Raw genomic sequence first — 25,755 nt, forward strand, 5'->3', positions numbered from 1 at the left:
AATAAATATATTACTTATGAGTAAGAATTCGATTATTACAACTATTGCCGTATGTGTGGCTATTATTGTAGGTGCATGGTTCATTGGCAGGGGAATAAAGCATTTTAGAGAGGGGTACGCCAAAATTTCCGTTACGGGGGCTTGTGAGCGTAACATTGTAAGTGACCTAATCGTCTGGAAGCTCTCTTTCAACAGCAGAACGCGTAGCACTCAAGATGCCTTTATGAAGATAGAAAAGGATACAAAGATTATCGTTGATTATCTCAAAGAGCAGGGTATTGCTCCAGAAGAGATTGTCGTAAGACCTGTCTCGATAGCAGAGGATATTCAAACTGTTTGGGAGACAGGTAAAAGAACATCGTATGGTTATGTCGGTTTGCGTACTATTGAGGTAAAATCTGCCGAGGTGTCAAATGTCGAGCGCGCTTATCAAAACATATCAGATCTTTACAATCAAGGGGTGGACTTAGCATCTGAAACCCCCAATTACTACTATACCAAGCTGAATGAACTCAAGATGGAGATGTTACGAGAGGCTTCTGCCGATGCTCGAGAACGTGCACTCACTATTGCAGAGGGTAGTGGTAGTTCTTTGGGCAAGGCTATATCCTCTTCTATGGGTGTATTCCAAATAGTAGCACTTCACGGAAATGATGAATATAGTTGGGGCGGTACACTCAATACTAAGAGTAGGGAGAAAACGGCAACTATTACTGTCAAAACTGTTTATAAGTTGCAGTAAAGATGTATTCTTTTTTGAGTGAAAACACTTCATTGAGAGCTGTTTTTTTAGTTTCTTAAAAGAGAACAAGTCTTCGAGGAGTAGAGTTCCCCGAACGCTTTCGATTAGGAGACTGTGCGAAATGCTCTTATTAAAAGTCAGGTTACCCCTATTAGGTAGCCTGATTTTTTATGAGGTATTCTGAATTTCTGTTGAAAACAAACTTTTGTACACTATCCATAGTGCCTTTCCGAAAGGTATAATGGTTGTTCGCAAAAGGTTCGATAGTTTTGTTCCTAACCATCTGTGTGAACTTTCGAAAGCATTAACCCTTTTGAAGAAGGTATTAGTTGGCTTCCGCCTCCTCTGAAATACTCTTCTAAGAGCCGATTTGCTTTTTGCTCTAAGAAACTCATCGAAGTCAAGAGGATAGAGTGGTTGAATACTGAACTTTTTTATTTGATATACCTGTTGTACTGTACAGCCTAAATTCTTGAATGTACAGAACGCAACCAATATCGTACCAGCTCACTCCCGTAGGGGCTAAGGTAGCTTTCGGGATGGAACTGAACTGCATATATGGGAAGAGCCTTGTGTCGGAGTGCCATAATGGTACCATCACTTTCGGCATAGGCTATCACTTGAAGTTCTTTGGGGAACGACTGCTCATCTACGACCCAAGAGTGATAACGTCCGATGCAACTCTCTATGGGGAATGCCTTAAACCATACCTCCTCGGCATTTGCCAATCGTAAACGATCGGCATGACCATGTAATGGACGAGATAGTTGGCGCAATGAGCCTCCGAAGAAACATGCTAAAGCTTGAAGCCCCAAGCAGACACCCATTATAGGCATACAGCGGTAGGTGTGCTCTATTAGTTCACTGAGTCCATCCATTTCAGTAGGGTGGCCTGGTCCGGGGGAGAGTAACAGCGCATCGAAACGATCTAAACAGACTCCTCTGCACTGTTCGATAGGATAGACTTCGTAACTACACCCCGAGGTGCTGCGTACAATCTCTATAAGATTATAGACAAAGGAGTCGTGACAGTTTGCAACTAATATATGCGCCATAAGTGCAAGCAAAGTTATAGTATATTTGTCGAGCAATTGGTATTTCCCCTATCGAAAATACCATGCAGTAGAAAAGAAACTATAATAGTATGGAAAAGGTACATGTGTCGGAAGAGGTCCGTAGCGTATTTGAAAGCATGAATAAATTAGGGGCGTCGGGTACGCCCTATCTTTTTGCCGTAGACTATGCCTTACAGCAGGGGTTTATCTTGCCCCATCCTCTGCAGCAGAACGATATATTTTTTCAAGTAGGAGCTATTAGTAATGGTCTTCCTTGCCCTCAAGAGGAAGAAAGAACTTATGCTACTGAGGAGATGCTTCAGCTACATCCCATCTCTTATAGTGCCTATCTACGTAAATATCAGCGTATAGAAAAAGCATTACAACGAGGCGACTCCTTTCTTGCCAATCTAACCCTTAAAACGCCCATTGTTACCCCTTTCTCTCTGGAACAAATCTACCGAAGGGCTTCTGCTCCCTATAAATTGCTTCTCCGTGACCGCTTTGTCTGTTTTTCGCCTGAGCGTTTTGTGGCAATCTCTGAGGGAGGTAAAAGAATTGAAACCTGCCCCATGAAGGGTACGATAGATGCCTCTCTTCCCGATGCTGAAGAGGTCATACGCAATGATTATAAGGAAACAGCCGAACACTATACTATTGTCGATCTTATGCGCAACGACTTGGCGCGCATAGGGACTAATGTGCGGGTCGAAGAGTTTCGCTATATCGACCGAGTTGCTACATTGCGAGGCGAGTTACTACAGGTCAGTTCGCGTATTGTTGCAGATCTTTCAGACAATGCTTTAGAGCATTTGGGCGATATATTTCAGGCATTACTCCCCGCAGGCTCTATATCGGGAGCTCCGAAGCAAGCGACCCTTGAAGCCATCCATGAGGCAGAGCAGGAGAGTCGGGGGTACTATACGGGAGTTTTCGGCTATTTCGATGGCTCTTCTGTCGATTCGGGCGTTCTTATTCGTTTTATCGAAAAGGATGAGAAGGGGGATACCTTCTTCCGAAGTGGCGGAGGGATTACCATCAATAGTTCCCCAAAAGAGGAGTATGAAGAGGTTATTCAGAAGATTTACCTTCCTTTTCATTAACGAATCTTTTCTCTCATACCTTTGTTCTTACAATTAATTTTCTTTATGAAAACAGGTTCCCCGACAGAGTACCCCTTCTTCGAGAGCATTGCCTTAAGGGGAGGAGTTCCTCAATTACTCTCTCTACATCAAGCTCGTGTGGAGCGCACTCTTAGAGACCATATGCTCCCTTTTATACAGTTGCCCGATTTAGAGGAGTTATGCCCTGATGACTGTCGAGAAGGATTGACTAAGTGTCGCGTAGTTTATAGAGAAAAGATAGAGCAGATTTCTTTCATTCCTTATCAGCAGAAGATCATCAAAAGTCTCTCGTTAGCCCCCCTGAAGCCCTCCCATACTTATTTTTATAAGAGTACCAATCGTGCTTTTTTAGAGCTATTGTTAGCTCATGCAGGAGCTGATGAGGTGATTTTTTTTGACCATAATGGGTTTGTTACCGATAGTAGTTACACTAATCTACTCTTTCTCCAAGGAGATATCTATTACACCCCTTCTACTCCTCTTTTAGAGGGTGTGCAAAGAACCCATCTGCTCGCATCTAAGAAGATAGAGGAGCGCCAGATAAAACTCGAAGACTTGTCTCTCTATTCTCATGTTGGATTTATCAATGCAATGATGCCTTTGGAAGAGATGCCTCTTTTTCCGATAGAGTCTATTGAACCATTACGGAGCTATCTTGTCAAGGAGAGATAGTATTGCAAGGAAGAAATAAAAAAGGGCTGTGTCAAAATATATTTTGAGAACAGCCCCCTTTTGGATTTTTAGAGTGTATAATATGCAGGACCTAAAAAGGTCGTTTGCATGGGTTTCTTTAATTTGAACGAACCAACGTTTTTACAGATTCTCCATTGTAGTAGAGGATATAAGTACCTTGAGGTAACGAATAGCTTGTTTCTTGGTTTTCAAGTACTTTATGCATCAGAGTTTTTCCTTCTGCCGAATAGATGTTTAGTAGATGTCCTGTTTCTGCTACACGTACCACGATTTCGCCTCTATTGCTGTTGCTCACTTGAAGGGAGCTTCCAGCTCTTGAAATATCGGCATTTGAAGTTACCCCTTGTGCCTTGAGTGCTACTTCTACTCTATGACTACCTGAAGAAAGTACCAATTTGGCTACTTTGCTCCCCTCGGAGGTTGGTGAACAAACAACCCCCACAAACCCTTTTGGAGAAATTCTCTCGAGAGAACTCTTAGATGCCTTAAACTCGTTGGCATGAGTTCCTTCAATAGTTACAGAGACATCTTCGCTCAGTTGCTCCATGGTAACATCGACACCATACTCTATGGTAGGCTTACCGATAGTTGCATTGCCAAAGTTTATTTTTTCTCTATTGACTTTTAGCAGAGCATTCTCTGCATAACAGAGTAGGGTTATGGGCAAACGTTTTTCAATCTTATCCAACTTGATAACGACTTCTGCTTGAAACTTACCTACCTTATCAGGAATACTTTCTATCTCTAATACAAAGCTGCCTCTTCGAGGTTGGGAAACAATCGAAAACATTGCTTTGTGTGTACCCTCCAATTCGAGAGTAGGAATTGCAGAAGTATGTTTTATAGTAACATTGGTGCTAACTGTTTGATAGGTTTGTATCAACACGTTTCCGAAGTCTAATTGTTCGGATGTTACCTCTATTACGGCATTTTTCTCTTCAAACCCCCATGCTTTAAGAGGTAGGCTAATTTCGGCAGTGCCAGACTTGATTTTGAGTGTTGCCTCCACTTGTGCTTCTACTTTGGGAGTAAAAATTATTTCTAAAGTCCCTTTATCACTGCCTAAAGACAACTCTCCCTTGACTGTAAAGAGGTCCTTGTTTTCTCCCTCAATAGTAATCATAGGTGCTATACGGATATTAGCCATATTTACCTCTAACTTTTGACTTGAGGTAGCTCCTACATAGGTGTCGGGGAAAGAGAGTGCTGCAACTTCTGTACTTAAAACGGGAGCTGGGTATTGGGCATGAGCGGAAATCGGGATAATGCTCTCAGTTGCTCCGTCTTTAAGAAGTAATTCGGCTTTTTTATCGCCCTCTGTCGCTGTATTGAGAGTGATGGTTAGTGTCTGATTTTCCTTATTGGGTTGCAATGCCCCTGTTAGGGTAAAGTCGGAAGCATTGACCCCTCGTATCTGTGCCGTAGGATTAGTGCCACTATTCTTGGTGGTAATAGAGATACTCTTTTCGTAAGACTTTTCAGGAGCAATAGTGCCAAACTCGATGAGCTTTGTTTCTGAGATAAATTCAGGCTGACTGTCTCCTATACCCATACCTACTATTTTCACACGACGCACCTCGTTACCATCATGTTTTACCAGGAGTGCGCCTTCTTTTTTACCTATACTTTTAGGATTTAGATAAATCATCATCTTAGCCGTTTCGGTGTCATTATCAAAATAAGCATAAGTGTGATAGAAATCCTGTGCCTGAGCACTCTCGAATGTTACTGTATACTTGTGATCAAAACCTCCTAAAGGAGAAATTTTTACGAGTATGATTTGTGGAGAAGAGTAGGTGTTGAGTCGAGTGCTACCAAGGTCAATGACATCGCCAGCAGGAGTGATAGTAATAGTAACTTCCTCAGCATAGAGTGGAGTTGCCAATGAGATTAAAAGAAAAAAGGGAATGAAAGGGAGTATAAAACGTCTCCATATATTGTGGATCATAGTGATTGTTTTTGTTAATTGAGTTTTTAGATAATGCGAAAAGATAACGATGCTCTCCTAAAAAGAAGAGCATTGTATGAATCTCAAAGGTTATGGCAGATATACCGAATCTGTTATGCGAACACTGAAAGTTGTATAGACAATGCCCTCTTTATTTTCCTGTTCGACTAAGTATTCAATGTATTCAGAGGCTTTCTTTGTGTCAGTCGGTTTGAGGAAATAGTGATGATGTTGATTGTCTTGGTCTACACGGCAGTTATAGATATATCCTTCCTTTTCAAAAAGGTCTATTATCTCTTGGTGTAGTATGTTTTCTTCTTTCCAAACAGCTTCATTGGGTAGAGTGTAAAGCCCTACGATAAGTAAATTGTTTTCTTGCTCCTTTACAAGATAGGTTCTGAGAGGCATTTTTTCATCTGTCGTTTTATACTTTAGAACGACGAAGCCTGCCGCAGCCTGCTTGTCGAGTAAGGTACTTCCGAGATTTTGTTCAGCCTCTTCTACTTGTGTTAGCGTACTTCCCAATTCGATTGGTGCTTTAGGAATAGCCTTTAGGATAATCTGATTTTGAGGATTCTCTTTTTCTTTTTGTGGTTCGGAGACAGGCTTGTTGCAAGCAAGTAATGCCATAAATAGGGCGACAAAAGAGGTAATTGGAAAAATCTTCTTCATAATTGTACTGTTTTTTATGTTAGGGTAAATATGTTTTCTCTAAAGAATTAAGTATCCTAATTGAGAGTTAAGACAAGGTGTCCTAAACAGAAGGTGCTCGAAACTTCGCTACTTTTGCATGAAGAAGTGCATTTCCGCAAGAATTTCTCCTCCATTAGGGTTAATTTGAGCGGGTAGCACTACCATCTGCAATCTTGACACCTCGTTCAAGAAGTAGTAGTCTTTGACCCGAGATCGGCTAAAGTTAAAACCCACGCTACGGCCCATTCTTGAAATGTGGTATTGAGTGTAAAACTATCCTTTCCATCATACTTGATTACTTCCGATAGAGGACGGATGAGTTGAATTACCTCTACTAACCGATTTTGTTGGAAGAAATACTTTCGTAGCACGAGTCCTGTATGCGGATAAGAACTGAAAATGAGAGATTGTCCTTCATACTCATCTTGTTGAGTTACCATACGAGCTCCCATTTTATATTCCTCTTCTTTTATTTCTTTAGGCGACTTGTTGAAGTCCAATTGGGGTAATTCGCCATAGGCATATTGCTTCCAAGGATTTTCTTTTTTAATGGGTTCTTTGTTAGGCTTATTACAACCTGTTAAAAAGATAGAAGCATCGCTGAGAGGAGAGCGACGAGGAATAAATTTTTTGTCATAAGGTTTGTGGATTTGCTGTAGAGTTTTCTTTTCTTTATATGTCAAAATTAACAAGATTGTAGTCCTTGTTTTCCTTATTTTTCGCAGGCAAATGTACAAATAAATCAATGTAATATCACAAAATTAGGGATTGGTATTTGGGAAAATCAAAACAGAAGAGTGCCCTATTCGTATGTTGTAAACTTTCAGAGAAGAGTTTTACAAATCTTCTTCAAGAGCTTGTGAAAGAGTTTGTTACTCTAATTACGTAGAGAATAATCTTCTTTATTATAGAGTAGTTTAACATACGTTACAATTCAAGCCCTATTTTGTATCTTTGTCTCATGAAAAAAGAATTCTTTTGGAATCTATATGAGATTTAAGATATCCTTACAGGTCAATAAATTTGCCTATGGCAATCTATTGCCCCTTAACTATCAGTACGAACTCTCGGCTGTGATATACAAAATACTCTCTCGCTCTGACCAAGCCTATACGGAGTGGTTACATAACAATGGCTTTACGGGACTCGCCAATCAAAAGAAGTTCAAACTTTTCTGCTTCTCTCGCCTCAATGTAGAAAAGTTTAGACTCCTCAAAGAGAGTGCAAGGCTCGAGATTTTGAGCGATAAGGTTTCGTGGGAGCTTTCCTTCCTGCCCGAGAATAGCACAAGTAAGTTCGTTCATGGGCTATTCTCCAATCAAGTGTTTGAGGTGGGGGATAGACGCTCTTCGGTGCAATTCAAGGTAGAGCGTATCGAGCAATGGCGCCTCCTCCTCTTTCTACAGAAATGACCTTTGAGACACTCTCTCCTATCTGTTTAAGAGTGCACCGACCCGATGGCAGCACCGAATACATATCCCCTCTGCACGAAAGAGCCGAAGAAGCGATTCGTTACGGCTCATCAACCGATATGAGGCTTTCTACAACAAACCCTATATGGGTGAAGACTTCTTCCAATTTGAGCCGATAAATACGCCCAAATCAGCCCTTATAACCATCAAAGCGGGCACTCCTTTCGAGACAAAAGTGAAAGGATTTATGTGTCGTTTTCGCGTCAAAGCTCCCGTGGAACTGATGCATATCCTCTACGAAAGTGGCATAGGAGAGCAATGCTCGCAAGGCTTTGGCTATCTCCGCCTACTATAATTCAACAATAAAAGAACCCCATTATATGAGTTTAGACACAATACTTACCATCGGAAAAGCTCTAAGAGAGTCCGATAATTGGATAAAGCATTTTAGCCGGGCAAAGTCTTGCTTAAGAGAGGCAGATGCTTTTTATATCACTTTACCCGTCAAAGAAAACTATTCGATAGATTGGAGTAAGGCACGGATAACTCCAGAGAAAGAAACTGACCAACTCTACTACTTAGATTTCAAGACTTCTGAAAGTGATACTTCGGGTAAATTTCTCTATGGAGATATCTATCATAAAAAAGTAACAAAAATCTCCAAAACTGGAGAAATAGAGGTTACAGAAAGTGGTAACTACAAGTTGTACAAAGGAGAAAAAAGCTCCTTTGAGAAAGCTATTCCAGACTATGATGATATCCTGAAAAAACTTAGAGAACAGGCTGAGGATACTACTTTAGAGGAGAGTTCGATTTCTTCTCAAACTTTACAGCAGTTCGAGAAAATGCGAGGAATGGTAGGCAACAACCAGGAACTTATTGAGAAAATGCTATTGTTCCCTAGTTCTGTAAAATATTATTTTTCAGAAGCTGTAAAGACTCCTCTTGAGGAGCTACTTCGAGATGATAAACAACTATTAGAGTTTTCGGTTAGGGCTAACTTAGCTTTTCTTTCTGATAATGACAAAAAAGCTTTGGGTATTTCTTCGGATGTGTTAGATGAAAAACAGAGAGAGATTCTCTCCAAGGTAAGTAATTGCACTCTTTTTATCCATTTTGAATACCCTGGTAGTACCAAACATTGGTATCAATTTGAAGGGGTGCTATCTGCGTTGATGAAAAAATGATTGCAGAGTATACGGATAGTACCTTCCATGGATTGGTCTTAAAAAAGACACTCTATAAGACGCTTTGCTCTGGTGATAAAAAGAATGATATTCAATTTCCTGGCTTCTCTCTTGTAGGTAGATATAAGTCTCAATCTTTTCAACAAGAGGGTATTCGAAATCTATTTTTTGCCTTGGAGTACGCCAAAAGAGGGAAAAGAATTTCAGGTACTGATGTGAAGGTTATAGTCCTTCCTCGAGGAGAAAATCTAACCGCTGAAGATTATGAGAGCTTTTTAGAGACAGAAAGTGAAGCTCAACTAATTATAAACAATAGTCCCCCAGAGTCTATATTTCAAATTGATGATGATCTTCAAGAGAAGGTTACCTCTTTTGATCTTATATTTTGCAAGCAAGGGGGAGTCACTTCTCCCGATAAAGATTTGATTGAAATATCGGGAATACAGAAGAGTAAATTGAGGCAAATAAAAGATAGAATAGATACTATTGCCAAACAGGTTTATGAAGAACGGGAGAAAGAGGTTAATACAGAAAAGGGAAAGAATTCTTTAAAGCCAATTTATTTGACAAATGCTTTCCGTCAAATATTGGAGAACAATGGTAATAAATATGAATCCCATCTACTTAGGACTTTACCTTTAATCTACACAGAAAGCTACTATAACGATGGGCAACTTTTGCCCGCTTTCATTCAAAACATAGAATTTTCGGTGCGAAATGGAGAGGAAAAAAGCAATCGAGCACATTTCAAACAACTAAAGTTCTATTTTATATTCTTGCAAAGAATCCGAAACACAAAAACAGACAATTATATGCAAATGACAAATTCAGAGAGCTATCAAATAGGACTCCTATTAGGGCTAATGGCTCGTAATTTAAACACAGAGATAAACTCTTTCGAGAAGAGCTATGTGGGTATCTTGACGCGTAGAATAGGGACTCTTCAAGACCTTATATGTTTCAAAAACGATGTGGTTGAGAAACTCGTTCTACACGATAAGATGAAGTATGTGCGTAAGCACTCTTGTGAGTTAGACCAAAAAATAAAAGAGCTGAGGGAGCAGTACGACAAGGAGATATGTGCTTTTGGCTTTTTCGAAAGCTATTTCTCCTATAATAACTCCACCAAAGAAACAAGTGAGGAAGAAAATGTTTAATAATCAATATTTAGTTAGAAATGAATACAATAACAAAGAAATCAGAGATTCTATTCTTGTACGAAACGCAGTACAACATACCTAATGGAGACCCTTTTACGGGAGAACAACGTTACGATACGGAAACCAAAAAGATTCTCGTAAGCGATGTGCGTATGAAACGTTATGTGCGTTCTTATTTGGAGGATGTAAAAGGGCTTCCTATTTACGTAAGTGAAAAAACAGGAGTAGGAAAGACAGATGCTAAGGGGGTACTTAATTGGATTGTAGCTAATCGGAATGACGAAGGACTCACAGATATTGGAGAGATTCTAAAAAAACAAGTTGATGTACGTTTGTTTGGTGGAATTTCTACCTTAGGAGATGATGCAAAAAAAATAAAAGTGGGCAAAGAAACGTGCACCAACGGACATGTACAGTTTACAGGGCCAGTTCAGTTCGCTCTACTAAACCCATCTCTAAATTCTGTGGACCTTAGAATGCATCAAAACACCACACACTTTACCTCCAAAGCAGGCAATGCTCAAGGGTCTATAGGAACAACTACGATTGTTCCATATTCATTAGTGCAAATCCACGGATGGATAAATCCTAAAGTTGCAGAGACAACAGCTCTCTCTTCAGAAGATATTAAGCTGATGTACGAAGGGCTTTGGTATGGAACAAGTGGAGACGGAAGTTCCCACTCTCGAAGTAAAATCGGACAGAATTCAGTCCTTCTTTTAGAGCTTGAATATGTCGAAGCTAATCGAAAAATATATGGAGTAGAAAGATTGATCTCTCTCAACCCTAATGAAGGAAAAAGAGAGGAAGATATCCGCAATATGGATGACTATACTCTTGATTTTCACCGCTTGATAGAGGTTGCTAACTCTGACAAGGTTTCTAAGGTAAAATACTATACAGAAATAGATGCAATAAAGAAACTTTTGCAGGGACCCAAGTTTGAATTTATGGAGTTATGAAAGGCTTTCTATTAGAAGTATCGGGAGAGTGGGCACATTTCAAAAGACCAGAAACGAATAATAACCCTCTCTCTCACGATCTAATTACCAAGACCGCTTTAATTGGAGTGATTGGTGCAGTCTTGGGAATAGAACGTAGAGAGATGAAAAGCCTCTATCCTCAACTTTCAGAAGATTTACTCTATGGAGTGCAGTTAATCAATCCTCTAAGAAAATTGTCTTGGGGATTCACAAGTAAAACTGCTATAAATCCGACTGAAAAGGGGACTCCGAAGTATTTTGAGTTCCTGAAAAATCCCTCATTTCTTGTAGCATTGGCCCTAAAAGAAGAGAAATCGGAAGCTATTTACTCTGCCTTTCAAGAGTCGATAGAGAAAGAATATTCGATTTATCCACCTGTGTTAGGTTGGCACAATTGCCCAGCTAATCTCCAATTTAGGAGCGAAGGATGTTTTTCGGAGCGTAAAAATGGATTGTTTGAGACTCAAGGTTTTATTTCTACCGATGAGCATATTCTGAAAAATCTATATAATGATTTTCGGGTAGGTTTTGATAAGCTGCCGACTTTTCAGAATGATGATTTTTGGAACTTGCCCGAGAGATATGTCCAGATTGTATATCCCGAAGCCTCCTACAAGTTAGCGGTAGAAGGACCTCATTATACGTATAAGGGAAAAGTGGAGCAAGAGAGTGCATGGTATCTGATATAAGTAGTCTAAAGTCTCATCCTGAAAAGCTCCTGATAGACCACATTAAAGGAGTTAGAGCAAACGTTAATCAACTAACCAAATCCGCAGTCGCGGATTTGGTCGCAGTGTTTCATGACGTCGGCAAGTGCAATCCTTTTTTTCAACAAAAATTGGAGGAAATCAGAAGCAAAGGATATTCAAATCACTCTTATCTCTCTGCTTTTGCTTTCTTTTGTTCAATTCTCTCTCAAAGAAATAAAGATTTTCTAACTACATTTATCAATCCAGAGCATCCTCTGAATGTCAATGATTTTGTTGCTATTGCTGTACTTATAGCTAAGCATCACACTGATTTGCCCAACTTTACCCTCAATGGAAGTGAGGCTACACTCCTATCTAAAGATGAAATTCAAAATCTGTTTGATTTTTTAGGTGATAAAGAAGATCAAGACAATAGAGGTAAACTCCTGCTTTCAGAGTTGATTGTTAACTTCTACCCTTCTATAGAACCTTTTCAGACTTGCTTATATTCCCCAAAGGCAAGATTATATTTCAAAGAAAAGTTGGGGTTCTCGGATAAAACCAATGAATACCCTTTAGACTTCTTTTTGGACTATCAATTTGCTTTTTCGGCTCTTCTTTTGGCAGATAAGGTAGACGCTGCCAACTTTTCAGACTTCATATCTCAACAGAAAAAGGAGTGCGGGCACTTTGCTGAGATGTACCCCCAATTACTTGAAGATTATCTCTCCTCTTTGAGTCAGGAGAGAGAGATAAATCGTCTTCGTACATCGATACGTCGAGAGGCAGTACAAACTCTTCATGAAAAGCTTACCTCCGAAAAGAGAGTCTTTGAGCTAACAGCCCCAACAGGCTCTGGTAAAACTCTTATGATGCTCTCTTTAGCTTCGGAATTTATGCAACAGAAAGGTCCTAAGCGGATTATTTATGCTCTTCCTTTCCTCTCAATTACTGAGCAGGTAGAGGCTGAAGTAGTCAAGATTTTCGAGGGATGTGAAGTGTACATACAACGGATAGATTCTAAATCGGAGAATAAGGATTTTAATAGGTCGCAGCAAGAGTGGGAACACAATCCCACGAAAGAACTTTTGGACAAGATTAACCTCATCGACTTTAAGGAAAATACTTTCTCTTACCCCTTTATAATTACCACGTTTGTTCGCTTTTTCGAGACGTTACTAAGCAATCGCAATGCAGATTTATTGAAGCTTCCCAACTTTGCAAACTCTATTTTCCTTTTGGACGAAATACAGGCACTCCCCCCACGCCTGTATGGTTTTTTCGTAGCTTACCTCACTAAGTTTTGCGAGAAGTTTGATAGTTATGCAATTATATCTACAGCCACTCAACCCAACTTTGAACTGCCTAAGGAGCTAAAGATGCCCGATAAGAAAAAAGAATTTTTCTCTGGATATACTGCTCCTGCTCCCTTATTGGAGCCGAAGCACTTTGAAAATCCTCTTTTTGACCGATACCATATCCAAAAAGCATCCGAGCCTTGGGAGACTGAGAGGTTAAGAGAAGAAATCCTCAATGAGAAAGATTCGTGCTTAGTTATACTTAACACGATTGATGACACCAAAGAGTTGTATAAACAGCTTTTGGAAGATATTCCTTCAGAAGAGTTGCTTTTACTCAATACTCATATTACCCCAGCGGATAGATGCTTGAAAATCGACTGTGCCAAAGAAAGGTTGAGAGACAAAAAACGTATCATTGTGGTTTCTACTCAGCTCATAGAAGCAGGGGTAGATATAGACTTCCCTATCTTGTATAGAGACGCTACAACAGTTGCCAGTCTGGTGCAATCCGCAGGTAGGTGCAACCGAAATGGGAAAATGCCTACTAAGGGAAAAGTGGTGCTATTCGAACTGACTCGGAATAAGTGCAAGAGAGCAGAACTGATATATAGAGGAAGAGATAGAGAACTCTTGAGGTTTACAAAAGAGGCGTTAGAGGGAGGAGATAGTTGGGAAGAGAAAGATTTGTTTGAAGTACAAAAGAGGTTTTTCGATAAGCTCCAACGAGAGTTGTATTTCGCCAAACATTGGAGTCCTAAAAATAAGGATAACAGCAACCCTGACTTTGACTTTATAGAAGACATACGCCAATGTATGTATAGAAAGATAGGTGGCTTCCGACTCATTGATGAGAAGTCTTTTGGAGAGGAGCATCAATACTTCGTGCCTCAAAATGACCAAGATGATCAATTTGAGAGATTGCTTGAAGAAGAGGATAAGCTCACTTCTCTTTTAGGAGGCGATACGACAAATTGGGAAGATATACGTAGGCAGAAGAGAAAAATAGCCTCTCTTCTCAAAAAAATGGCTTCTCAAATTGTGCAGATACGTATTTATCCAGGTAACCCCCAACCTCTATTAGGTAACTCGAGGTCGTACTTTAGTTTATATAAATTGGATAGAGGATGTTACTCTTTCGAAAGGGGAATACGTTTAGACAATGAGGGATTTATCTTGTAACCCCCTCTCTTTTTAAGTAGTTATGAATACACCTTAATAAGAGCTGACTAAGAGCATATTACCATGATAATCACAGGGACACACTTCAATTACTATCAGGTTTGTCACAGAAAGCTGTGGCTCTTTTCCAATCATATTTACTTTGAACAGAACTCAGATCTCGTCTACGAGGGTAAATTGATTCATGAGAATAGTTACCCTCAACGCTCCGAAAAATATGAAGAGGTAGCTATCGAGGGCATTAAGGTCGATTTTTACGATGCTAAAAATCGCATCATACATGAGATCAAGAAGTCCAATAAGATAGAAAAGGCCCATGAGTGGCAACTCAAATACTACATCTACGTTTTCGAACGCAATGGGATAAAGGGTGTTTCGGGTATTTTGGAATATCCTTCACTTCGAAAGAGAGAAGAGGTCTTTCTAAGCGATGTAGAAAGAGAGCTTATCGTCGAAATGGAGCAGGAGATAGCTCAAATTGTTTCGAATGAGCAGTGCCCGCCTCTTGCTAAGAAAGGTTTTTGTCGCAACTGTAGCTACTATGATTTTTGTTACTGTGGAGAAGAAGAAGTATGAAAAGAAGTTACTACCTATTTAATCCAGGGGAATTGGAGCGTAAAGATAACACGCTTAAATTTACCCCTTACGAGGAGTTGGAAGAGAATAGATATACGCCCAGTGCTCCTCGTTACCTTCCCATTGAAGATATCGATGAGCTTTACGTGTTTGGCTCATTAAGAGCCAATAGTAGTTTGTATAATTTCCTTGGTCAGAGAGGGGTAGTAGTCCATTTTTTTGACTATTATGAGAATTATACGGGTTCGTTTATGCCCCGTGACTCCCTTCTTTCGGGCAAGATGCTTTTAGCCCAGACTTCGGCTTATAGGAACAAAAAGAAACGCCTTCAGTTAGCACAGAAGTTCATTGCAGGAGCCTCTTTTAATATACAGAAGAATCTTTCCTACTATAATAAGAGAGGTAAGGAACTTCTCTCTATGATGGAGCTTATTGACAAATATACTGCTTGTATAGAGACCTCTACCTCCATTGAGGCATTAATGGGTATTGAAGGCAATATACGACAGATATACTACGAGGCTTTTGATACGATTATCGACTCTTTTGAGATGGGGGTAAGAAGTAAACAACCACCTCAGAATGAGGTGAATGCTCTCATCTCTTTTGGTAATATGATGTGCTATACCCTCTGTTTGAAGGCAATTCATCAAACGCAACTCAATCCGACTATTAGCTTTTTGCACTCTCCTGGTGAGAGAAGGTACTCTCTCTGTCTTGATATTGCTGAAATTTTCAAACCGATATTGGTAGATAGAACTATCTTCAAGGTGCTGAATAAGCGTATCATCCAAGAGAAGCATTTCGACAAACAGCTCAACCGTTGCATCCTCAATAATAGTGGTAAAAAGCTCTTTGTACAAGCCTTCGAAGAGCGACTGCAGGAGACTATCAAGCATCGCAAACTCAATCGCTCGGTGAGCTATAAACACTTGGTTAAATTGGAGTGCTACAAACTGGGCAAAGATTTATTAGGTCTAGAGGAGTATCAACCCTTTAAGATGTATTGGTAATGTATATTATTTTGGTTTACGATATTAAGGAGAAGCGAGTTGCTAAAATGCTCAAACTCTGCCGAAAGTATCTCAACTGGATTCAAAACTCTGTATTTGAAGGAGAAATTACCGATGTTAAGTTGAAAGAGTTAAAACTCTCAGCCGAGGAGATTATGGATAAAAAGGAAGATAGTCTTATTATTTTCTCTTCTCGACAGGAGCGTTGGCTTACCAAAGAGATTATTGGAAAGGAAAGAGGAGCAACGGATATTTTTCTCTGAATCTCAGTTGAAACCTCCTTGCCTCTATTGCATAATGGGGTTTCTGTTTCGTTGTCGTCGTCTCGTCTTCAAAGATGTCCTTCTGTATATTTCATTTCTTCTCAACGTCTGCGCCTTGTGTTACACTCTCCATACTCCAATGTCTTTCGAGAGAGAGGCTTTTTGACTGCCTTTTTTGAGAAGCTCTACACCGCTCTTTATTTGGGTTTGTTGGAGGGATGAAACACGGAATAACCTCTCTTTATTAAAAGCTAAAAAGGAAGCCGAGCAACTTTACAGTTACTCGGCTTTTTTTGTGCGCCCTCCCAAAAAGAGGAGGGCTTTGTAAACGAGGGATATATTCTTTTGTTAGATTTCTTCGAAGCGAGCGGTAAAGAAGCGGAGTTGCTTAGGCTCATAGACAAAGCGCAAGCCCTTGATTTGCTCCTTGTGTTTGAAGAGGTCGATAACTGCATCTGCTACTACGTCCATGTGTTTGTAGGTGTACACACGGCGAGGAATGGTCAAACGTACGGTTTCCAACTTAGGTTTGTGGTTTTCTCCTGTATTGATATCACGACCTGCGGAAACGATACCACGCTCCATACTGCGCACTCCACTTTCTATATAGAGGTTGGCAGCCAAGCTCTGTGCGGGGAACTGCTCTTGGGTAAGATGTGGGCAGAAACGACGAGCGTCGAGGAATACAGCGTGACCTCCTACGGGTTCAATAATGGGTACGCCTGCTTCTTTAAGACGTTCGCCGAGGTAACGTACTTGGAGTACACGATGACGGATATACTCATACTGCATAGACTCCTCTAACCCGATAGCCATAGCTTCCATATCACGACCTGCAAGACCACCATAAGAGGGCATACCTTCATAAACTACTACGAGTTCCTTGGCATTTTGGAAGAGTTCTTCATCGTTCATACACAAGAAACCACCGATATTTACCAAACAATCCTTTTTCCCACTCATGGTACAGCCATCAGCATAGCTAAACATTTCGTGTACGATTTCGCTAATGGTCTTATCGGCATAGCCCGCTTCCTGCTCTTTGATGAAGTAAGCATTTTCTACGCAACGAGTAGCATCGTAGAATACTTTGATACCATACTTATTGGTCAATTCACGTACGGCACGCATATTTTCCATAGAAACAGGTTGCCCCCCTGCAAGGTTTACCGTAACGGCAAGGCATACATAAGCCACATTTTGAGGACCTTTTTCGTCGATAACTCTCTGGAGCTTCGCCAAGTCGATATTACCTTAAATGGGATATCTAAGGTCGCATCGTGAGCCTCGTCACGGATGATGTCTACAAAAATACCACCGTTACGCTCTTGGTGATAGCGAGTAGTGGTAAAATACATATTACCGGGTACGAACTGACCAGGTTTGATAGCTATTTGGCTGAGCAAGTTCTCTGCTCCACGACCTTGATGGGTAGGTACTATGTACTTGAAACCAAAGTGCTTTTGTACCACTTCTTGTAGGTGGTGGAAGTTGCGACTACCTGCGTAGGCTTCATCTCCAATCATCATACCGCCCCATTGTCTATCGCTCATGGCATTGGTCCCACTATCAGTAAGGAGGTCGATGTATACATCCTTTGAATTAATTAAAAAGGTGTTGTAACCTGCCTCTTTTGCTACTTTGAGACGCTCTTCACGAGAGATCATAGCTACGGGTTCTACACTTTTGATGCGAAATGGCTCTGCAGGATACTTGCTGAAATCAATCATAATATACTTACACTTAATTGTTATTTAATCTATACACCACAAAAATCAGACCAAAAAGGTGTATTCGCCCGGAATAAACCTTAATAGTTCTACACTTATATGGTGCAGTGCAAATATACGTATTATTATCAGATATGCAAATGACGACTCTGCTATTGGTTGATTTAGTTTTGTCTTGTGCAGGATAAGTCCCTTTTCTAAGAGTAATAGATGGGGATTTTAATTCACGTTTGACAACAGAAATTGATGTTTGGTTGTAGGTGTTTACAGAACAGACTATATTTGCAGCGTTGAAAGAGAGTTGCTTGCCAAAAGGGTAAGGGCTGGAACGAATATATAGTCGAGAATAATTTATAGGAATAATAGATTTATGAAAAAAGTATTTTTAGTAGCGATGATTATGCTCGCTTCTGTGGCTTCTTCTTGGGCACAGAAAGGACCTTCTTTTAGAGCAGATGTAAACTTTATGGCTTCGGATTGGCTGTTCCTCTCCAAATCAAGCAGTACTCCCATGGGCTTGTTACCCAGTTTGAGAGTCGGCGGTGCCGCAGAATTTGCTGTTAGTAAGGGCTTTTATGTAGCTCCAGGTTTGGCATACAGCATAAAAGGATTCAAGAATACAGTTCAGCTTACAGTACCAGCGACTCTTACCATGCGATTTCATTATTTGGAAATACCCATCAATGCAGGCTATCGCATAGATTTGGGTAACAAGTTAAATGTGTCGGTAGAGGTCGGTCCTTATGTGGGTTTTGCTCTTTTCGGCACTGCCGTTCGAGAAATAGGTTCGACAAAAAAGACCAATCCCCTTTTTCAAACGGAAAGCGAAATATCCAGATTCGATATGGGGATTGGAACCTCTTTAGCCTTGGGGTATGATCGATATTACCTCAACTTTGGTTATGAGAGAGGTTTGTTTAATATGTCAAAGAAAAAAACAGATGTTTCTTTGAATAATGTTAGTTATATGATTGGTGTTGGGATGCGTTTCTAACATTCACTAAGCTATACCCCCTTTTCTCTCTATTGGGGGTCGATATATGGATAGTCTGTAATGGGCTGTCCATATTTTTTTAGTATGTTGCGTTGTAGAGACTGTGTAGGGCTTTCAATAGGTATAATGGTTGGCGATGAAAGGGTTAATCGTTTGATGTAAAACCATTAATCCTTTTAGGTGTTTGCACAGAGGGTTCTGTTGTCTAATTATGTAGCGGAGGTTTTTAGAGACGTTTGCTTTCTCCTCTATACAGCGATATTATTGTTGATATTCGGCTTCGCTTGGGTATTTGAGTAACGCTCTTTTGGGGAGTGTCGTTAAGATATGCTTCTGTTTGTTATTCACTATCCGAACAGAGAACCTAAAAGGTTTGAGATATTGAGAATATCTATATGAAAATGGTGTATATTTGTAGTCGCATAGAGGGCAATGTGCTAAGTGCCTTTGGGCTATACGATGTTGTTTCTCTACGCTTTGGAAAAGTCTTTTTACAATGGTAGAGAAAATCCTTTGTAATACACTCAAAAGGATAGACTACAAGAAGAAAAAAGAGCGCTCTATATAATAGACGAGACAACGTATGACACCACAGGAAGAACTGGCACTCATAAGTACCACCTTTACAGATATAACCGATGTGCAGCGAAAGCAACTGGAGGCCCTTTGGGAGCTATACACCGATTGGAATAGCAAGATAAACGTTATATCTCGTAAGGATATAGAACATCTTTATTTACACCACATACTCCACTCTTTAGGTGTACTCAAAATACTCAAATTTGCCCCTAAAACGAAAGTTATTGATGTAGGTACGGGAGGAGGATTTCCCGGTATCCCGCTGGCTATTATGCTACCCGAGGTAGATTTTGTCTTGGTAGACAGCATCGGCAAAAAAGTGAAAGTGGCAGAGAGTGTGGCTCAATCTATCGGTTTGCGCAATGTAACTACACATCATACTCGTATAGAGGCTCTTAAAGAGCAGTGCCACTTTGTGGTAACGCGTGCTACGATGCCTCTTGCCGAGTTGGTCAAGTTGAGTCGCCACCTTGTGAGCAAAGAGCAGTTCAATGCTCTGCCCAATGGTTTTATTGCTCTCAAAGGGGGCAATTTAGAGGGAGAGCTTTCTTCTTTCGCTAAGAGAGCTATGGAAGAAGACTTGTATCCTTTCCTACCAGACCCCTATTTCAAAGAGAAAAAAGTAGTCTATCTGCCCCTTTAACCCTATAATTAGCAACGATTTAGAGATGCAGACATCTGTTCATCAACTTACTTTCAATTACGTCGAAGAGAATACCTACATACTTGTGGATAAGGCCACCCAAGAGGCTGCCATTATAGATTGTGGATGTATGAATACAGCAGAGGAGCAGCGCTTGGTGCAAGCCGTTGAGCAGTTGGGAGTAACCCCACGGTTACTTCTTTTTACCCATCTACACTTCGATCATTGTTGGGGGGCTGCTTTTGCGGCGCAACAATATGGGCTTACTCCTATGGCGCACGAAACGGAGATTCAGAAGATGCCCCCCTTGCCTCAGCAACTCGGTTCTTTTGGGTTTCCCGATGCCGAAGTGCGCCCTCAACCCACCTACGCCCCATTGCATACGGGCGATGAACTTACTTTAGGAGCTACCACCCTCAAGGTGTTATTTGTACCGGGACATACTCCGGGGCATATTGCCTTTTACGAACCAGTAGATGGATTGCTCTTTGTGGGTGATGTACTTTTTGTAGGTGGAGATATTGGGCGTACCGACCTTGTTGGCGGAAGTTACACAACGCTGATAAAGAGCATCAAAGAAGAGCTTCTTCCTCTACCTCTTACTACACAAGTTTATTCAGGGCATGGTCCCTCTTTCGACATGGATTCAGTTCATAAAAATAATCCCTATATCCGATAAAAAAATGGACACAACAAAATTTTCTACTCGTCATATTGGTATTTCCGACAAGGATTTACCAGAGATGCTCCAAGCAATAGGAGTATCTTCTGTAGACGAACTCATGCACCAAGTGTATCCTGAGAATATCTTCTTGAAAGAATCAATAGATATTTCCGAAGCGATGACTGAGCGAGAGCTTGCAGAGCATATCGCTGAGTTGGGTTCTAAGAACAAGACCTATACTTCTTACATCGGTCAGGGCTGGTACGATACCGTTACCCCAGCTCCTATCCAGCGCAATGTGTTGGAAAACCCCGCATGGTACACCTCTTACACCCCCTATCAGGCAGAAATTTCTCAGGGGCGTTTGGAGGCTCTTTTTAACTACCAAACTGTTATTACCGAACTTACAGGTTTGCCTTTGACCAACTGCTCTCTGCTTGATGAAGCTACCGCAGGGGCAGAGGCGGCTTTACTTCTCTATAATGAGCGCACACGTGCGCAGGTGAAAGAGGGGGCTAAAACACTCTTTGTGGATAAGCGTCTTTTCAAGAGTACACAGGCTGTAATACGTACACGTGTTATCCCTCAGGGTATGAACCTCGTAATTGGCGACTATGAAACACTGGAGTTTACTCCTGATATTTTTGGGGTAATGATTCAGTACCCTGATATGAAGGGAGCTGTACACCACTACGAAGAGTTTGTAGCTAAGGCGAAAGCCAATGGTTCTACGGTAGCTGTGGCAGCAGATCTTATGAGCCTTGTGCTCCTTACACCTCCAGGAGAGTGGGGTGCAGATGTGGTGTTTGGTTCGTCTCAACGTTTCGGTATCCCCATGTACTTCGGAGGTCCTTCTGCAGGTTACCTCTCTTGTCGTATGGAGTACAAGCGTGAAATCCCCGGTCGTATCATTGGTATGTCTAAAGATGCTTACGGGCATCCTGCTTACCGCCTTGCTCTTCAAACTCGTGAGCAGCATATAAAGCGTGAGAAGGCAACCTCAAATATCTGTACGGCACAGGCATTGCTTGCTACTATGAGTGGGCTCTATGCGGTATATCATGGCCCCGAAGGTTTGCGTCAAATAGCTCGTCGCATCCATTCGTATGCAGGTTTTCTTAATGAGAAGTTGGGCGAGCTCGGTTATCTCCAAAAGAATGTCGAATTTTTCGATACGCTCCATGTACGTATGCCCGACTCTGTTTCGGTAGAGCGTGTTAAGGAAATTGCTTTGGAGTGTGGGGTAAACTTCTTCTACTTCCCCTGTGGTAAGTGTGTAGGTGTAAGCTTGATGAGACAACGCTCCCATCTGATATTGGTGTGCTTTGTTACATTTTTGCCGAAGCTGCAGGAAAAGAAGTTCCCTCTCTTGAAGGGTTAAGTGAAGATAAGATATATGTATCGGACAAGAATGTACGTACCAGCGACTTCCTCCAGTACGATGTCTTTAATAGCTATCATACAGAAACAGAGTTGATGCGCTATATCAAACGTCTCGAACGTAAAGATATTTCTTTGGCACACTCGATGATTTCTCTCGGCTCTTGTACAATGAAGTTAAATGCTGCAAGCGAACTCTTCGCCTTGAGCAATCCTAACTTCTGTAACATTCACCCCTACGCTCCCGATGATCAAGTAGAGGGCTACCTCGAAATGCTTGATAACTTGGGCGACTACTTGGCAAAGATTACAGGCTTTGATGCGACTTCGCTCCAGCCCAACTCTGGGGCATCGGGCGAGTACACAGGCTTGCGTACCATCCGTACTTATCTTGAAAGTATCGGACAGGGACACCGAGACATCGTTATTTTGCCAGCGTCTGCGCATGGAACTAACCCTGCAAGTGCGGTGCAGTGTGGCTATAAGTGCGTAATTATTAAGACCGATGAGCGTGGTAACGTTGATTGGGACGACTTTATGGCTCAGACCGAAGCGCACAAGGATCAAATTGCAGCCATGATGATTACTTACCCCAGTACGCATGGTATCTTTGAAACCAATATCGTAGACCTCTGTCAACGCATTCATGACTGTGGTGGTCAGGTGTATATGGACGGTGCTAATATGAATGCTCAAGTCGGTTACACTAACCCCGGTTTTATTGGTGCTGACGTATGTCACTTGAACTTGCACAAAACTTTTGCCATACCTCATGGTGGTGGTGGTCCGGGTGTGGGACCTATCTGTGTAGCCAAACATTTAACACCTTTCTTGCCTAAGCATGTTATTCGCTTTGAGGACGACCTCAATCAGGTATCTGCTGCTCCTTATGGTAGTGCTGGTGTAGCCATTATCACTTATAGCTATATACGTTTACTTGGTTTTGAAGGTCTGCGTCAAGCTACAGCTATGGCTATTCTTAATGCCAACTATATGGCAGCACGCTTTAAGGATACCTACGGCATACTCTACACTGGACCACAGGGCGAGTAGGACATGAGTTGATTTTGGAGTGTCGTAAGGTGAAAGAGGAGTGTGGTGTAGACGAGAGCGACATTGCTAAGCGTTTGATGGACTTCGGTTATCACGCTCCAACGCTATCGTTCCCTGTACATGGTACATTGATGATTGAGCCTACCGAGAGCGAAAGTAAGGCCGAGTTGGATCGTTTCTGCGATGTGATGGATTGTATCTATCAAGAAACGCGTGAGATTGTAGAAGGTAAGGCCGATAAGGTAGACAACGTTTTGAAGAATGCTCCTCACCCACAGTATGAGGTCATTGCCGACGAATGGAAGCACAGCTACCCTCGTAGTAAGGCTGCTTTTGCCCTTCCCTATTTGCTCGATAACAAGTTTTGGATAAACGTGGCACGTGTAGATAACGGATTTGGAGACCGTAACCTTATCCCTACAATGTGCGATTGCGAAGGCTTTTTCGCTCAACTCAAAGAGGAGCAGGGCAAGTAATATATTCCTGCACGGAGTTAGGTACATCGTGTAGGGCTGTAAATGCCTAAACAATAGCAAACTCCCTCTGTTAGCTTTGTGCCGACAGAGGGAGTTTTTCGTGTTTCTCTAAGAACCTTTTAGAGGTTATTGAGCATAAGTTTTAGAAGATGTAGAGGGAGAGGCAAGAGATTATTCGAAAGGCACGAAGTCTTCGTCACGGTCTTTCTCTTCCTGTGGTTCTACATGGACGATGATGTGCGTCTGCGGACCGAAGCAAAGACGCAAGCGGTCTTCGATTTCTTTTGTTACATCGTGTGCGGCTCTTACGCTCATAGAGCCTTTGACCCTTATATCTACTTCAATGGCATATCTTGTTCCGATGCGTCGAGTGTAGAGCTTATGGTAGCTAAGGATAGCCGGTTCTTCGTCAAGTATAGCGCAGATATTTTTCTCTTGATGCTCAGGAATGCTTTTTTCTAATAGTTCTTCCAAGGCGGGGACGAGTAGCATCCCCCCTGTGTAGATGATGATAAGACTAACAACTCCCGCAGCAATCGGTTCTAAAATAGCCCAACGAGCGTCCAAAAGAATAGCAGCCCCAACGCCTATTAGTACCGCCAAGGAGGTAAAGACATCGTTGCGGTGATCAAAGGCTTTGGCTCGAAGGCTCGAACTGGAGAGTTGCTCGCTTCTCTTATGAGTGTAGAAAAATAGAGTTAGCTTAAAGATGAGAGTAAAAAAGGCTACAAGAAGGGCTATTGTTCCTGGGGGAGTAATCTCCCTTTGGTGGTAGATGACATCGGAGACTACATTTACCGACTCTGCCAAAAGAATAGCACCCAGCACAATCATACCGAAAGCTATGATAGCAGAAGCTAATGTCTCGTATTTGCCATGCCCATACTTATGACACTTGTCGGAGGGGCGGCAGGAAAGCGGTACGAGTACAAAGAGTACTATGTCGGTTATCAAATCGGAAAGAGAGTTGGCAGCATCGGCTATTAGAGCACTACTATTGCCTACAATACCAGCTACTAATTTGAGTACGGTAAGGAGGATGTTGGAGAGAGTACCTACTGCACCGACACCCAAGATCTTTTTCTTGCGATGATGCCCCGAAACGTTCATTTATTTTTCCCTATTTGTTACAACTGTTTAGAGGAGAATTTTCTCAAAAAGGGCGAAGTATTTTCTCTTCTTGTGTCTTAGAGAAAATATATAACACAAAGGCTCGAAACGCTGACTATGACCCAGAGAGAAACGGCAAGTAAGAAAGGTTTCAATCCTATGCCTTTGAGTGATTGAGGCGAGAGTGTAGCGCCGATGAAGAACATCGCCAATATCATCCCCTTGCGGGCTATGCCACTGATTATTTTCCCTATTTGTGGATAATCGGTCAGTAGATAGGTGTTGATAAGTATGGCAATAACGAAGTAGAGTATAAACCAAGGGATTTGTACTTTGCTTCCTTTTTCTTTGAAGATAAAAGAGGAGACAAATGCCACGGGGATAATCCACAAAGCACGAGTTAGTTTAATCATTGTAGCAGTTTGTAGAGCTTCTTCGCCGTAGGTAGCACCTGCTCCTACCACGCTACTGGTGTCGTGAATAGCTATGGCAGCCCATGTGCCGAAGTCGTGTTGCCCCAGAGAGAGGAATGAACCGATAGAGGGGAAGATGAAAAGAGCTATGGCATTGAGGATAAAAACCGACCCCAAAGCAACAGACATAGACTCGTCGTTGGCTTTTATAGTGGGGCCTACGGCTGCAATAGCACTACCTCCGCAGATGGCAGTACCCGAGGCTATGAGGTAAGAGGTCTTTCTATCTACTCCGAGCCATTTAACTCCAATGAGCATACCTACCACGAGGGTTAGACCAACCGATAGAATAGTAAAACTCATTCCTCCGATGCCAGAAGAAAGAGACTCCTGTAAGTTCATACCGAACCCTAAGCCAATGATAGACCATTGCAAGAGTTTTTTTGAGGCTTTGCTATTGAATTTCTTGTAAGGAGTGCCGAAGAAAAAGGCAAAAAGCAGCCCGATGAGTAGTACGATGGGAGCTTTTACCCAACTGTAAATATCGGTAGGGAGAGTTGTATAACTGGCTAATAACAAGAGGATAAGTGCGACTACAATGCCTCTATATAGGAGGCGATTGTACTGTTGTATATACTGTTTCATAGGTAATGACCATCTCAATTTCGGTGCAAATATCACTATTTTATATGATA

The 25,755-nt window shown here is 41.5% G+C and carries 24 protein-coding genes and 1 pseudogene; 17 read left to right on the top strand and 8 right to left on the bottom strand.

Annotated features, from left to right (window positions below):
- Positions 1–16 precede the first annotated feature (16 nt).
- Positions 17–742, top strand: coding sequence for an SIMPL domain-containing protein (locus tag JCM15907_RS03325; RefSeq protein ID WP_025842707.1), 726 nt, complete (start codon positions 17–19; stop codon positions 740–742).
- A gap of 464 nt (positions 743–1,206) precedes the next feature.
- On the opposite strand, the gene JCM15907_RS03330 is transcribed toward JCM15907_RS03325, so the two are convergent.
- The gene (locus tag JCM15907_RS03330) at positions 1,207–1,797 is read right to left on the bottom strand and encodes an anthranilate synthase component II (RefSeq protein WP_025842708.1); all 591 of its coding nucleotides are present in this window, start codon (positions 1,795–1,797) and stop codon (positions 1,207–1,209) included.
- A gap of 89 nt (positions 1,798–1,886) precedes the next feature.
- Between JCM15907_RS03330 and JCM15907_RS03335 the strand changes: the two genes are divergently transcribed.
- Both JCM15907_RS03335 and JCM15907_RS03340 read left to right on the top strand, forming a co-directional pair.
- Complete coding sequence (locus JCM15907_RS03335; protein WP_036885397.1) at positions 1,887–2,900, top strand: aminodeoxychorismate synthase component I; 1,014 nt, start codon at positions 1,887–1,889, stop codon at positions 2,898–2,900.
- A gap of 45 nt (positions 2,901–2,945) precedes the next feature.
- Entirely contained in the window at positions 2,946–3,593 is a 648-nt protein-coding gene (locus tag JCM15907_RS03340; protein ID WP_025842710.1) for an aminotransferase class IV, read from the top strand.
- Positions 3,594–3,711: 118 nt separating this feature from the next.
- On the opposite strand, the gene JCM15907_RS03345 is transcribed toward JCM15907_RS03340, so the two are convergent.
- The 3 genes from JCM15907_RS03345 to JCM15907_RS03355 all read right to left on the bottom strand — a co-directional run bounded on the left by JCM15907_RS03345 (position 3,712) and on the right by JCM15907_RS03355 (position 6,938).
- Positions 3,712–5,562: a choice-of-anchor D domain-containing protein gene (locus tag JCM15907_RS03345; protein WP_025842711.1), complete on the bottom strand. Its 1,851-nt coding sequence runs from the start codon at positions 5,560–5,562 to the stop codon at positions 3,712–3,714.
- Positions 5,563–5,652: 90 nt separating this feature from the next.
- The gene (locus tag JCM15907_RS03350) at positions 5,653–6,234 is read right to left on the bottom strand and encodes a hypothetical protein (protein WP_025842712.1); all 582 of its coding nucleotides are present in this window, start codon (positions 6,232–6,234) and stop codon (positions 5,653–5,655) included.
- A gap of 206 nt (positions 6,235–6,440) precedes the next feature.
- On the bottom strand, positions 6,441–6,938 hold the full coding sequence (locus JCM15907_RS03355) for a hypothetical protein (protein WP_025842713.1): 498 nt from the start codon (positions 6,936–6,938) through the stop codon (positions 6,441–6,443).
- Between the two features lie 306 nt (positions 6,939–7,244).
- Between JCM15907_RS03355 and JCM15907_RS12815 the strand changes: the two genes are divergently transcribed.
- From JCM15907_RS12815 to cas2, 10 genes are all read left to right on the top strand, one after another.
- Positions 7,245–7,667, top strand: coding sequence for a hypothetical protein (locus JCM15907_RS12815; RefSeq protein WP_051522354.1), 423 nt, complete (start codon positions 7,245–7,247; stop codon positions 7,665–7,667).
- A gap of 145 nt (positions 7,668–7,812) precedes the next feature.
- The gene (locus JCM15907_RS12820) at positions 7,813–8,022 is read left to right on the top strand and encodes a CRISPR-associated endoribonuclease Cas6 (RefSeq protein ID WP_051522355.1); all 210 of its coding nucleotides are present in this window, start codon (positions 7,813–7,815) and stop codon (positions 8,020–8,022) included.
- Positions 8,023–8,047: 25 nt separating this feature from the next.
- On the top strand, positions 8,048–8,854 hold the full coding sequence (locus JCM15907_RS03365) for a hypothetical protein (RefSeq protein WP_025842714.1): 807 nt from the start codon (positions 8,048–8,050) through the stop codon (positions 8,852–8,854).
- Positions 8,851–10,011 (top strand): hypothetical protein, encoded by a 1,161-nt coding sequence (locus JCM15907_RS03370; RefSeq protein WP_025842715.1) that lies wholly within the window; start codon positions 8,851–8,853, stop codon positions 10,009–10,011. Before JCM15907_RS03365 ends, JCM15907_RS03370 begins: the two co-directional genes overlap by 4 nt.
- Before the next feature lie 20 nt (positions 10,012–10,031).
- Positions 10,032–10,976, top strand: coding sequence for a type I CRISPR-associated protein Cas7 (locus JCM15907_RS03375; RefSeq protein ID WP_025842716.1), 945 nt, complete (start codon positions 10,032–10,034; stop codon positions 10,974–10,976).
- Positions 10,973–11,686, top strand: coding sequence for a CRISPR-associated protein Cas5 (gene cas5 / locus JCM15907_RS03380; RefSeq protein ID WP_025842717.1), 714 nt, complete (start codon positions 10,973–10,975; stop codon positions 11,684–11,686). The genes JCM15907_RS03375 and cas5 overlap by 4 nt, the downstream gene beginning before the upstream one ends.
- Positions 11,671–14,166, top strand: a complete 2,496-nt coding sequence (locus tag JCM15907_RS03385) for a CRISPR-associated helicase/endonuclease Cas3 (RefSeq protein WP_025842718.1) — start codon at positions 11,671–11,673, stop codon at positions 14,164–14,166. Before cas5 ends, JCM15907_RS03385 begins: the two co-directional genes overlap by 16 nt.
- Positions 14,167–14,229: 63 nt before the next feature.
- Positions 14,230–14,742, top strand: coding sequence for a CRISPR-associated protein Cas4 (gene cas4, locus JCM15907_RS03390; protein WP_025842719.1), 513 nt, complete (start codon positions 14,230–14,232; stop codon positions 14,740–14,742).
- A complete protein-coding gene (cas1b, locus tag JCM15907_RS03395; protein WP_025842720.1) occupies positions 14,739–15,755 on the top strand; it encodes a type I-B CRISPR-associated endonuclease Cas1b in 1,017 nt (338 codons plus the stop codon). The genes cas4 and cas1b overlap by 4 nt, the downstream gene beginning before the upstream one ends.
- Positions 15,755–16,018: a CRISPR-associated endonuclease Cas2 gene (cas2, locus tag JCM15907_RS03400; RefSeq protein WP_025842721.1), complete on the top strand. Its 264-nt coding sequence runs from the start codon at positions 15,755–15,757 to the stop codon at positions 16,016–16,018. Before cas1b ends, cas2 begins: the two co-directional genes overlap by 1 nt.
- A 348-nt stretch (positions 16,019–16,366) precedes the next feature.
- On the opposite strand, the gene JCM15907_RS13305 is transcribed toward cas2, so the two are convergent.
- Positions 16,367–17,260, bottom strand: a complete 894-nt coding sequence (locus JCM15907_RS13305; RefSeq protein ID WP_242396787.1) for a tryptophanase — start codon at positions 17,258–17,260, stop codon at positions 16,367–16,369.
- Complete coding sequence (locus JCM15907_RS13310; protein WP_242396788.1) at positions 17,185–17,748, bottom strand: beta-eliminating lyase-related protein; 564 nt, start codon at positions 17,746–17,748, stop codon at positions 17,185–17,187. Before JCM15907_RS13310 ends, JCM15907_RS13305 begins: the two co-directional genes overlap by 76 nt.
- 370 nt (positions 17,749–18,118) lie before the next feature.
- Between JCM15907_RS13310 and JCM15907_RS03410 the strand changes: the two genes are divergently transcribed.
- The 4 genes and pseudogenes from JCM15907_RS03410 (at position 18,119) to gcvP (ending at position 23,537) form a co-directional block, all read left to right on the top strand.
- On the top strand, positions 18,119–18,742 hold the full coding sequence (locus JCM15907_RS03410; RefSeq protein WP_025842722.1) for a porin family protein: 624 nt from the start codon (positions 18,119–18,121) through the stop codon (positions 18,740–18,742).
- 583 nt (positions 18,743–19,325) lie between these two features.
- Complete coding sequence (rsmG, locus tag JCM15907_RS03415; protein WP_148297448.1) at positions 19,326–19,964, top strand: 16S rRNA (guanine(527)-N(7))-methyltransferase RsmG; 639 nt, start codon at positions 19,326–19,328, stop codon at positions 19,962–19,964.
- A gap of 25 nt (positions 19,965–19,989) precedes the next feature.
- The gene (locus JCM15907_RS03420) at positions 19,990–20,643 is read left to right on the top strand and encodes an MBL fold metallo-hydrolase (protein ID WP_025842724.1); all 654 of its coding nucleotides are present in this window, start codon (positions 19,990–19,992) and stop codon (positions 20,641–20,643) included.
- Positions 20,644–20,647: 4 nt separating this feature from the next.
- Positions 20,648–23,537, top strand: a pseudogene (gene gcvP, locus JCM15907_RS10520) (aminomethyl-transferring glycine dehydrogenase).
- Positions 23,538–23,708: 171 nt separating this feature from the next.
- On the opposite strand, the gene JCM15907_RS03430 reads toward gcvP, so the two are convergent.
- Positions 23,709–24,647, bottom strand: a complete 939-nt coding sequence (locus JCM15907_RS03430; protein WP_025842725.1) for a cation diffusion facilitator family transporter — start codon at positions 24,645–24,647, stop codon at positions 23,709–23,711.
- A gap of 77 nt (positions 24,648–24,724) precedes the next feature.
- Positions 24,725–25,705, bottom strand: coding sequence for a YeiH family protein (locus JCM15907_RS03435; RefSeq protein WP_025842726.1), 981 nt, complete (start codon positions 25,703–25,705; stop codon positions 24,725–24,727).
- Positions 25,706–25,755 lie beyond the last annotated feature (50 nt).

Source organism: Porphyromonas gingivicanis JCM 15907 (genome assembly GCF_000614585.1).
GTDB lineage: Bacteria > Bacteroidota > Bacteroidia > Bacteroidales > Porphyromonadaceae > Porphyromonas > Porphyromonas gingivicanis.